Origin of the sequence: Faecalicoccus acidiformans (assembly GCF_014202635.1) — a bacterium.
In the GTDB taxonomy this organism is placed as follows: Bacteria; Bacillota_I; Bacilli_A; order Erysipelotrichales; family Erysipelotrichaceae; genus Faecalicoccus; species Faecalicoccus acidiformans.
Window position 1 is genome coordinate 16,117 of sequence record NZ_JACHHD010000020.1, and the last position, 11,328, is coordinate 27,444.

Genomic DNA, 11,328 nt, shown 5'->3' on the forward strand with positions numbered 1-11,328 from the left:
TTACACCTCCACATAATTAATATAATAAGCCCAGTTCAAAACTTCGACTCCTCCGCAGCTCAAAACAATCATCAATAAACAAAGCCATAAGATCTTTACCACAAATAATCCGATATTTCTTCCTTTATAGGTATTCTCTAAGCGCATATACTTGATTTGTGCCCATAGACAATACATAGGAAACAAATAACAGAGTCCCTGTAATAGAACCATCATAGGAACATAGTTGCGTAAAAAATAAAAAATATGAAAAACTTCTCCAGAAAATAAATCCTTGGTAAATTGACTTGCTGCTTTCCAAGTCACAAAATCATTAAAACAACCTAAGCCACTGAACAATCCAAAAAAGAACATCAATGAAACAGAAAACAGTAATGCGCCTCGATAAACGGGCGGCTTTTTAGCACTAATGCGATTGGTCTGGCCTAAAAGAGCCAAAAATGTCAGAAACAGAAAAATTCCATAAATCACAAAATGCCCGGGAATCAGCCAAAAGATCAAAGAAAACAACAAGCTTGCAGCCAAACAAGCATTCGCAATGGTATCTGTCTGATCTCTTCTGCTTCGAATCTGGCGAATCCCTTTTTTTCCTAATGAAAACCATTTGGTCAGTGGTTGCAGTGATTTCGATGGCAGAAGTGCAATGCCTATAGAACATAGAATAGATACTGCACTGTAAATAGCGATACTGGTCATAATCTCTCCCTGATTTGAAAATCTTTCCTTTGTTATTGTAGAATAATTCTGGTAATAAGTCTACCAAGGAGGAACCGATGAAAATACTCTTTATCGATGCAGATGGCACATTGCTGCACCACGAGGGATTTATCCCCGAAAGTGCCCTGAGAGCCTGCCAAAAAGCACAGAAAAACGGGCATAAGATTTGCCTTTGTACCGGAAGACAAAGAATTGAAGTTTACGGAGACATGTTAAAACTCGATTACGATGGACTGATCACCGGAAGCGGAGCCTGTGTAGAAGTCAGAGGAAACATATTAGAAGAAAAAAATTTTTCTATAGATCAGATTCGTTTCTTGATCGATTATCTAAATCGCCATCAAATCAATGCGCTCTATGAGATGAATGACGGATTGGCGGGAACGAAAAACACACAAGAAGCAATCCAAAAGCTTGTACAAAAATATTGTGGTCATTTATCGGGCCAGGATTATGAAAAGCATGGTCTGGTCCAAGTTTTACATAATTTAAAGATTTATGAAAACATTGAACAATTGCCTGTCAATAAAATATCTTTTTTAGAATCCGGGCGTTCCTATCAGCAAGTTGAAGAAGATCTGCAAGATTATTTTGATTGCGTTCCTTCTACTTTTGAACCTTTCGGGAACCAGAGCGGTGAAATATCCGAAAAAAATATCACCAAAGCCCATGGCATGGATACATTGTTGGCGTATTATAACGCAACTCCGGAAGATGCCATTGCGATTGGTGACGGATTCAATGATCTATGTATGTTTGAAAAAGCAAAGATCTCAGTAGCTATGGGAAATGCCGATTCCAAAGTCAAAGAAAAAGCTGACATGGTTACGGATGATTTATTACACGATGGAGTTTTTAATGCTTTTAAAGAGCTGCATCTGATTTAACGATTACAGAAGGAGAAACTGAAGTCAAATCCATTTCCCTTCTTTTTTTCTGCACTTCTTCGTTCATTTGGCAAAGGCATGACCAATAAACTTCCAAAGGAACAAAACAATAAATTCCTATGATCATAGATTGCTCTTGCATCGATTCAATCACGACTTCTTTTTGCATCGTAGCAATGATATGTTCTCTTTGTGAATCTAATACACTGTTCCCTAACTGAAAACAAAGTTCCGGATCCGTTTCTATGGAAACTGGAAAGGTAATATGAATGCGCCGATAAGGATCTTTGGAATAATTAATAACGATTTCACTGATGGCAGTCGAATTTGGAACCACGATTTCTTGATGATCATATGTACGTAAAACCGTAAACAAAATCTCTATTCGTGTAACCATTCCTTCCTTATCTTCAATGCGTATCGTATCGCCAATCACGAAGGGCTTGGTAAATAAAATCTGGATTCCGCCGGCCACATCATTCATAGTATCTCGCAAAGCCAAAGAGATTCCTAAAGAGACTGCACTCAAAGAGCCGACAATAATTGACATATCTAACCCCAGCACTGCCAAAGCAATGACAACAAATATTATTCTGATACTGATCGATGCACAGGATCCAATAAAACTCAAAGCTCCGCGATCGTTTACATTCTGGGATAAGCGAACGATCAGCTTCCTCACGATTTTAGCCAAGAACATTCCCACAATCACGATCACTGCCGCAACAGCCATTTTTATCAATAAGTTTTCCAATTGATCAAACATGCTTATCCTCCTTTTTAAAAAGAATCGGACTATGCCGATTCTAAATCTTTTTCTAATCTTGTGATTCCAACCTGGATACGAGAAAGACTCTCTTCCTTACCTAAGATATAAGCCACTTCAATAGCTCCCCCTGGTGTTGATTGTTTTCCTGTCAATGCCGTACGGATCGGCCAAAGCACCTGTCCATTTTTCATTTCCAGCATCTCTGGCAGTGCCATCAATAAATCATGGATCTCTTCTTCGCTGGTCCATGGACAATCTTGTAATACACGATAAGCTTCTTTTAAAGCCACTAATGCCGTCTCTTTCTTTGATTTCTGACGTTTATGCTTATACATTTCTAAATCATAGTCCGGCAACGCTTCAAAGAAATCGATCATTTCCGGAATTTCATTTAACGTATTTGCTCTTGATTGTACCAGTTGAGCAATTTGTTTTAAGTCAACATCGCGAGTGATCGTTTCTTTTAACTTTGGTTCGATCAGTGAATAGTATCGGTCAAAATCCATATGCTTCAGATATTCACCATTCATCCAAGTGAGTTTATCAAGATCAAAAATAGCTGGTCTTTTAGAAATGCGATGAATATTGAACACTTGAATCAATTCTTCCAAAGAGTAGATCTCTTGATCTGTTTCTGGAGACCACCCTAACAATGCGATGTAATTGATAATAGCTTCCGGAAGATACCCCTTGGCAACAAGATCTTGGAATGATGCATCTCCATTTCGTTTTGAAAGTTTATGATGTTCATCTTTCATAACCGGCGGTACATGAACATAGGTTGGTCTGTCCCATCCGTAAGCATCATAGATCAGATTATATTTAGGCGTACTCGACAAATATTCATTCCCGCGAACAACATGCGTGATCTGCATTTGATGATCGTCAATAATATTCGCAAAATTATAAGTGGGAAATCCATCCGACTTGATCAGAACCTGTTCATCCAATGTGTTGACATCCACTTCAATATGACCATAAACTTCATCGTCAAAGGTCGTTTCATTGATTTTACCGATTGTCTGGCGAATCACATAGGGCTCTCCGGCATCTAGTTTAGCCTGAACTTCCTCGGGTGTCAGATGTTTACAAGGATCATCGAACTTAAAAGAATCTCCTTGTTCTTCTCTTTGTTTCTGAAGCTCTTCTTCTGAACAGAAGCAATAGTGAGCCCCTCCCAGTTTGATCAATTCCTCAGCATATCCTTTATACATTCCTAAACGTTGGCTCTGAATATAGGGACCATGCTCTCCTCCGATATCTGGTCCTTCGTCCCAGTTCAGACCACAGTCTTTTAATGTTTTATATATAATCTCTTCGGCCCCTTCAACTTGGCGTTGCTGGTCCGTATCTTCAATGCGCAAAATAAAATCGCCATCTTCATGTTTTGCGATCAAATACTCAAACAAAGCGGTTCTTAAATTTCCAATATGCATATATCCGGTAGGACTTGGAGCAAATCGTGTTCTAATTTTTGACATATTTTTCATCCTTTCTCGATAATCTTAAACCAAGAACTTTTTTTCTTCAATAAACAGTTGCCAAAACTCAAAAAAAAATATATTATATATAAGCACCTTGGGGTATAGCCAAGCGGTAAGGCACCAGACTCTGAATCTGGCATTTCCATGGTTCGAATCCATGTACCCCAGCCATAGAAATCAAACGTCACTTGAAGAGGTGGCGTTTTATTTTTGTGCTTTTCGATTGTTTTTTAATAAATTATAAAAAGTAATTCTGACATTAGATTAGTTTACATAGGGAACTAATTATTAATGTAACAGACTGGCTGTTAAAAGAATAAAACTATGGTTATGAAAAGGTAAAATTGATCAAGTTTCTGTTCTGCGGTTTTCTTTTGTTTAAAACTTAAGCGGGGTATTCCCCCCTGTAGTTAAACATAGTTTCTATCCAATTCCATTAAAATATAAAGTAAACATCCTTAAAAAAACTGTTTAAAGCAACCCGTTCAATTCTTTTCTTCTACAAATATCCCGGAATATTTCGGCACTTGGAAACGCTCCGTAAAGAGATCGCATTTACATAAAAAAGAATAGAAGATATGTCGTCCCTGCTTGCTCAAGGATTCATAATTTCCTTGTCCTTTGGCTAAGATAACATCGGATTTTTCAAAGATCTCCTTTGTCTCTTCTGGTAACATATCATAAATCGTCCCGGCAATGGGGTAGCCATTTGTACAGATTTTCCCATATTGGCTGATTCCAACATATTCCGCATCATCCTGGGTGGCATCGTTCAGGACTTCTTTCCCTCGTACTAAGATATTGATCTCGAGATTCGGAAATCTTTGATGAAGTTGTTCAAGGAACAACTTATCCACTACGATCTCTCCACAATTATCTGTGATTAACAAAAATGTTTTCGCCCTCTCGCACTGATTTAAAAACGATTTCATCACTTTTTGATCTGATTGACTCAATTGTTCTTTTTCAAATAAAGAGACAAACATTTCTTCGTCTACATGATCCATAGCGCCAAAATCAATAAAATTACCAACTCGGGCAAAAGCAAAGGCCGTAATTAATGGATCAGAAGCTTGTTCGATTCGCACTTTCAATACATCCTCCATAGAAAGGACCAAATCATTATACTTTTTCTTGATCTCTTTATAAGAAACTAATTTCCCAAAATGCTTCTCATAAACCTGATTGAATAAATAAACGAGGTAAGGTGCCGATGCATGATCATCACACCCATCGATGATTGCTCGAATCTCTTGCAAATATTGTTCATCTTGAACGTTTCGCTTTTGTTTATCATACAGGCATTTCGCACAGCTTTGAGTAATCTGCATACTTTATCCCTCTTTCTTTTCTTATTTTAAACAGAACAAATCTTCTGTTCAATTCGGACAGTTATGTTTTTGAGCCAAAGTAATCGATTCATCTAATGCAAGCGGGAAATAATGCTTACAACAACTCAAAAAGGAATAACACGTATTTTCATAGTTCCCTTGCTTCTTAGCGAACATCTCTTTCAATTTATAATAAGAAGATTCAAAATGATTTCGATACATTAAAGAAACTGGAATCTTATCTCCATTTGACATTGTAATCATTTTCTCTTTTCGATCATATTGCTTGACCCAGAGCAAATTCACAATATAAGAACGATATGTCTGCACAAACCAGGTTGATTCCAGTTTTTTGATCCAATAATGTAAAGAATAAGTGGTATTTTGATCCCGACGTCCTCTCATGTGAAGGCGCGAATGGCGGTCAATATATTCTACATAATAGATTTCATAGTAGTGGATTGGATAGATTGAAACTCGCTTGTCTTTAAAACCGGAGTATATAAAATAGTTTTCATATAAGATTGTCCGCAAATTGGAAACAAGGTAATCATTTTGTGAAGATTTATATAAATAGTGCAATGCATGTACGCTATAACCTTGATCGGTACGATCTTTGTCATTGGTCATAAAACAGAGTTGAATCTCTGGAAATCTTCGCCGAAGCGCTTTGGCCAATTCAAAACCATCGATCGCATCAAACTTCGTTTCCATTATCATTAGATCAATATTTTTAAGAGAATGTTGATAGACATTGCCAGAATTCGCAAGATAGATTTGATATTTAATATTGCATGTGATCAATATTTTTTCACAAAGACACTTGGTTTTCTCACTCTCTTCTTTATTATCATCAAGAATCAAAATCTTTAAAATCATAATCAAAACTTCCCGGGCTCCTCAAAATAAAAAGGCTTATCTTTTGATAAACCTCAATGAAACATATCTTTTTTCTTGAAGATCAAGATAGCAATCAGACAAGCTATTATAGCCACAGATGTAGGAAAGAGTACATGAGGCACCGGCAAGCCATCAACATTCATGCCGTAGAAACTAAAAATAATATTCGGAATAGCCATAACAATCGTAATCACTGTCAAGACTTTCATGACAATGTTCAAGTTATTCGAAATCACGCTCGCAAACGCATCCATCGTTCCACTCAAGATATTGGAGTAAATATTACACATCTCAATGGCCTGATTGATTTCAATCATGACGTCTTCCAGCAGATCTTCATCTTCTTCGTACAGTTTGATCATTTTCCCTCGCATGATTTTATTTAAGGTAATCTCATCAGCCTTCAATGAGGTGGAAAAGAATACAAGTGATTTTTCCAGCCCAAGCATCTGAATCAATTCCTTATTCTCCATTGACTGATGTAGTTTCGCTTCCGTACGACTCGATAACCGATCGATCTGGCGCAAATATACTAAATATTGTTGTGAGATGCGAAGAACTAAAAGCAACAAAAACCGAGTCTTCAGTCGCGTATCCATTTGACGAACTCGACCTTGTGCCATATCCTGCAAAGACCAGTTTTCATAGAGGCTGATCGTCACGACATAACCTTTTAAGATTACGATACCCATAGGGTTGGTCTTATACTGCAACGTCGTATAATCTTCATTTTTATTTGCTTCGCTATCATCAGAGTCTGGATAATCGACGATCACAAGAGTCTGATCAAAATCATCATCATAATCAATATGTGAGCTTTCTTCTTCATCCAATGAAGATTTGACAAACTCGGGCAAAACTCCAATTTGTTCTATCAAAAAATTTCTTTCTTCTTCCGTTGGCGCAATTGCATTGATCCAGCATCCTCGTTCTGGAGCATCGATCAAACGCGTTCCATCATCAAAAGTTTTATAGAATTCCAGCACAGTAATCCCTCCTTAGCGGCGAAGACTACTGGTTATGTCCCCGCCCTTTTATTTGATTCATTATGTGGTGTTTATTACAACTTAATGGGTCCGGAGACATAAACTCACCTACTTTCTCTCATGCTTTAGTATTGTATCACAAAACCAGGAAAGCCACACACACTTTCCAAGATTTTAACAAAAGAAAAAACGGGAAGTCTCCCGTTTTCTTCGATTTCATAAGCCATGTTCTGTATTAGACAGTCATTTATCTATAGTTTCCTATCCGGCCTTCCTTTCTGATTCATTCCGGCCGATTCCCCTACCAAATTTGGGTTTCTCGCTTGTGGGGTTTACCCGTTCCACCCATTCTGTTTCCAGAATGGCTCGTCTCTGTGGCACTTTTAAAGCCTTCCTTCCCTAGTTTCCCTTAGGAAGTCAAGCAGCCGTCAGGTCAATGACCTGCCTGGATTTATGACTTCATCCAGCACAAACACTACAGTCATCACAGACTGTGCGAGCATGGACTTTCCTCTAACTTTCGCCAGCGACTGTCGAAATCGTAACTGTTTATTCTTCTGTTTCTTCTTCCGTATGGAACACTGCTTTTTCCAAACGAGCAATGCGTTTTAAAATATCAATCGAATCACTGTTTCCATTGACATAATCCGCATTGACTTTTTCTTCAAGATTGATTTTTTCACTTTGTAAAGTATAAATCTCTTGTTGAAGTTCTTTTATTTTTTCTTCATAACGACTCAATGCCTGGCCTAATTCTTCCATCTTTTCATCGTAAACTTGATAGTCTTCAATGATCTGATCTAAGAATTCATCAACTTCTGCCGGTGCATAACCTTTGATATCAACATGGAATTCTTTTTCAAATATTTCTTGTGCAGTAAGATTCAACTCTTTTGCCATGGTTATTCCCCCTAAACACTACATTTAATTATGCCGTCTTTCCCCATAAAAATCAACCATATTTGAATGTTCCCCTCATTTCATATATAATAAAGCCGATGAGTGTAGTTCGATATCCAACAGCGATTTCACCGATAAAAAATCAAGGAGTGCAAGACCGCCATACGCATCGCGGAATGCGTTTAGAAGCAGATATCAACGATACGAATGCTTACTATCGAGAATGCGACAAGGCCTTGATTTACAAAAAGCCAACACCGGTTCAAGTAGTCCACGTTGACTATCCGGCTCGTAATAAGGCTAAGATCGTCGAAGCCTATTATAAGACTCCGTCTACAACTGACTACAATGGTGTATATCGGGGGCGTTACATTGATTTTGAAGCAAAGGAAACCAAAAATAAATCACAGTTTCCAATCGGCATCGTACACCCTCATCAGATTCAACACTTAAAAAAAGTACAGCTTCATGGAGGAATCGGTTTTTTTATCGTACGATTCACCAGCTACAATGAAACGTATTTGATCGATGCTCCTTTGATGATCCAGGCCATAGAACGTACTACTCGAAGTTCGATTTCATATTCCTGGTTTCAGAAAAATGGTCATCAAATTCAAGAGGGATATATTCCCCGTCTTGATTACTTACGAATAGTTGATCAAATCTATTTCAAGGAGGAAAATTCATGAACAAAGGGGTAAATAAAACGCCAGCTATAAAAAAGCGGCGAAAATTGGATGTTTGGAATAAACTAGCAATCGGAGTTCTTTCTATCTTTTTAGTAGGATGCATCTCTGTTTTCTTTATTTTGGTCAATATCATCAACGATCCGGAAGGCATGCAGTTTGTAGAGGGCGATTTGACGACCATCTCTAACTCACGCATTTATGATCGGGACGGAAATCTGGTGACGGAACTAGGAGCCGAAATTCGTGAAAATGTTACATACGATCAAATTCCGCAAGATGTGGTCGATGCTTTCTTAAGTATCGAGGATTCTCGTTATTTCGATCACAGCGGTTTCGACTTGCCGCGTTTCTTAGCTAGTGCATTGACCAATTTGCGAAGCGGCTCCTTGGCCCAAGGTGGTTCTACTTTAACCATGCAGTTGATCGACAATACATTCACGACTCAACAAAAAGAAAAACTTTGGAATGAACAGGGCGGAATCTCCACCTTAGAAAATATCAAATTAAAGGTCCAAGAGATTTATTTATCTTTAATTGCCGAACAAACATTAGATAAAGAAGAGATCTTTGAGTATTATGTCAATCATATCTGGTTTGGTTCAGGCGATAACACTCGAGGCATCCAAAAGGCTGCAAATTACTTCTTTAATAAAGATGTATCTGAATTAAATTTAGGAGAGTCTGCCTTTTTGGCCGGAGCCATCAATGCGCCGGATACCTATAATCCGCTCAACAATCTGATAAAAACGGATCAGGATTATTTAGCCAATGCGACAGAACGAAGAAATACAACATTGGCTATGATGCTGCAGCATGGATATATCACAGAAACGGAGTATCAGTTAGCTGTAAACACAAAACTAGAGTTTGCCTTAGATTATCAAGAGGTTTCCAGTTCTGATCCAAATGCACCGTTTATCAGTCAAGTTCTTACCGAAGTCACAGAACTGACCGGACAAGATCCAACAGTCGTTCCGATGGATATCTATACAACATTGAATCAGGATGTACAACAAGTCGCCTATGATATCTGTGCTGGAAATATCATTTCTTTCCCGAACGATGTGATCGATACCGGATTTGCCGTTGTGGAAAATCAAACTGGTGAAGTAATTGCCGTAGGAGCGGGAAGAACCTATTATTCTGATGCGGTCAAAAACGACTTGTCAATCACAGAAAGACAGCCTGGTTCTTCTATGAAGCCACTCTTGGCTTACTCATCTACATTTGATCTATTAGGTTGGTCAACCGAACACAAAATCAACGACCATGCAGATGATTACTTCAATTCTGGCAGCAATCTTCAAAACTCGGATCGACAGTACCATGGGGTCGTGAATTTAAAAACCGCTTTAGGTTTATCTTTAAATACCCCGGCAGCTCAGGCGATGATTGAATTAGTGGATCAAACCGGCTATGATTACTGGATCGAATTCTGTAAAAAGTTAGGCTATACTGAAGAGCGTTGTGAAGACTTTGTAGAACAATATGCAATTGGTGGAAGCAACATGTATGCTTCCCCTCGTCAACAAGCAAGTGCCTATACGATGCTGGCCAATGGGGGAACACGTGTTAACGATCATACCGTACGTAACATCATTCGACGTTCGGACAACAAAGAAACAACCGGAGATACGACCGAATACGATTTGATCAGCGAAGAAGCAGCCTTTATGACATCCTATCTTTTGGAAAATGTCGTATCGGGTAATTATCAAAACTTCAATGAAATCTTATACAACCAAAACTATACTGTATATGGAAAATCCGGTACATCAGACTGGGGAATCGAAGGTGCACAATATGGCATTCCAAACGGCAATTATCGTGACGAATGGTCTGTGGGTTACACCAGTGATATTACAGTCGCAACATGGCTAGGTTACACATTTGAAAGAGAAAAAGAAGGCTATTATTTTACTACTAGCGTGTTATACCAGGCAACAGGTTTCTATATATCAGATTATTTGATTGATTACTGTGCCCAGTTCTATAACTACCATGATATTGAAAAACCAAGCGGCGTATCAAGTTATAACGGCGGCTACATTAAAACTGAATTCTTATCTCAAGGCGATACCAAAGTCACAGGTGGTAATGCCAAGGTAGAAGATGACACTGAAGAAGAGGAAGAGGAAACCGAAGAGGAAGAAGAAACAACAGAAGATCCTGAAACTGAGACCAATCAGGCAGAACAAGATTGTCTCAATCAAGGCGGCACATGGGCTAATGGCGCATGTACCTGGCCAACAGATCCTGGCACTGGTTCCGGAGGATCTGGAACTACGGATCCTGGTACAGGTTCTGGAGGATCAGGAACTACAGATCCTGGCACGGGCTCCGGAGGATCAGGAACTACAGATCCTGGCACAGATCCCGGTACAGGTTCTGGGGGATCAGGAACTACAGATCCTGGTACTGGCACTACACCACAATCCTTGCAAACCAGCGGGCTTCTCGGCCTTCCAAGAAAGTTTCTGTTTAACATCTTTAGTTGGTTATAACCTATAAAAGGCATCTGATCGGGATGCCTTTTCTTATGCCGTCTTTCTCTTTATTGCTGTAAAAAAAGGCGCTTTAAATTCTGTTGGGGTTTTCCTAAATTCAATTTAAATCAAATTGGGGTGATTTCACCCCAATTTGTTTTTAAAGGCTCGATTCTATG

The 11,328-nt window shown here is 38.7% G+C and carries 10 protein-coding genes, 1 tRNA gene and 1 other RNA gene; 4 read left to right on the forward strand and 8 right to left on the reverse strand.

The features are described 5' to 3' along the window. The gene (locus tag HNQ43_RS08505; RefSeq protein ID WP_183376789.1) at window positions 1–696 is read right to left on the reverse strand and encodes a hypothetical protein; all 696 of its coding nucleotides are present in this window, start codon (window positions 694–696) and stop codon (window positions 1–3) included. A gap of 77 nt (window positions 697–773) precedes the next feature. Here HNQ43_RS08505 and HNQ43_RS08510 point away from each other — a divergent pair, with 77 nt between their 5' ends. Further along, on the forward strand, window positions 774–1,604 hold the full coding sequence (locus tag HNQ43_RS08510) for an HAD family hydrolase (RefSeq protein ID WP_183376790.1): 831 nt from the start codon (window positions 774–776) through the stop codon (window positions 1,602–1,604). Here HNQ43_RS08510 and HNQ43_RS08515 read toward each other — a convergent pair. Both HNQ43_RS08515 and gltX read right to left on the reverse strand, forming a co-directional pair. After that, window positions 1,582–2,370, reverse strand: a complete 789-nt coding sequence (locus HNQ43_RS08515) for a mechanosensitive ion channel family protein (RefSeq protein ID WP_183376792.1) — start codon at window positions 2,368–2,370, stop codon at window positions 1,582–1,584. The genes HNQ43_RS08510 and HNQ43_RS08515 overlap by 23 nt on opposite strands. Before the next feature lie 29 nt (window positions 2,371–2,399). Next, on the reverse strand, window positions 2,400–3,854 hold the full coding sequence (gltX, locus tag HNQ43_RS08520) for a glutamate--tRNA ligase (RefSeq protein WP_183376794.1): 1,455 nt from the start codon (window positions 3,852–3,854) through the stop codon (window positions 2,400–2,402). A gap of 98 nt (window positions 3,855–3,952) precedes the next feature. Here gltX and HNQ43_RS08525 point away from each other — a divergent pair. Further along, window positions 3,953–4,028 (forward strand) — tRNA-Gln (locus HNQ43_RS08525). A 314-nt stretch (window positions 4,029–4,342) separates the two neighbouring features. Here the strand turns inward: HNQ43_RS08525 and HNQ43_RS08530 are convergent. The 5 genes from HNQ43_RS08530 to HNQ43_RS08550 form a co-directional block, all read right to left on the reverse strand. Beyond that, window positions 4,343–5,188: a damage-control phosphatase ARMT1 family protein gene (locus HNQ43_RS08530; protein WP_183376796.1), complete on the reverse strand. Its 846-nt coding sequence runs from the start codon at window positions 5,186–5,188 to the stop codon at window positions 4,343–4,345. Window positions 5,189–5,236: 48 nt separating this feature from the next. Next, on the reverse strand, window positions 5,237–6,067 hold the full coding sequence (locus HNQ43_RS08535; protein ID WP_183376798.1) for a LytR/AlgR family response regulator transcription factor: 831 nt from the start codon (window positions 6,065–6,067) through the stop codon (window positions 5,237–5,239). A gap of 53 nt (window positions 6,068–6,120) precedes the next feature. Then, window positions 6,121–7,074: a magnesium transporter CorA family protein gene (locus HNQ43_RS08540; RefSeq protein ID WP_183376800.1), complete on the reverse strand. Its 954-nt coding sequence runs from the start codon at window positions 7,072–7,074 to the stop codon at window positions 6,121–6,123. Between the two features lie 214 nt (window positions 7,075–7,288). Then, window positions 7,289–7,616: RNase P RNA component class B (gene rnpB, locus HNQ43_RS08545), an RNA gene on the reverse strand. Between the two features lie 7 nt (window positions 7,617–7,623). After that, window positions 7,624–7,974, reverse strand: coding sequence for a DivIVA domain-containing protein (locus HNQ43_RS08550; protein ID WP_183376802.1), 351 nt, complete (start codon window positions 7,972–7,974; stop codon window positions 7,624–7,626). A 98-nt stretch (window positions 7,975–8,072) separates the two neighbouring features. Here HNQ43_RS08550 and recU point away from each other — a divergent pair, with 98 nt between their 5' ends. After that, entirely contained in the window at window positions 8,073–8,663 is a 591-nt protein-coding gene (gene recU / locus HNQ43_RS08555; protein WP_183376804.1) for a Holliday junction resolvase RecU, read from the forward strand. Beyond that, on the forward strand, window positions 8,660–11,167 hold the full coding sequence (locus tag HNQ43_RS08560; RefSeq protein WP_183376812.1) for a transglycosylase domain-containing protein: 2,508 nt from the start codon (window positions 8,660–8,662) through the stop codon (window positions 11,165–11,167). Before recU ends, HNQ43_RS08560 begins: the two co-directional genes overlap by 4 nt. Window positions 11,168–11,328: the final 161 nt, after the last annotated feature.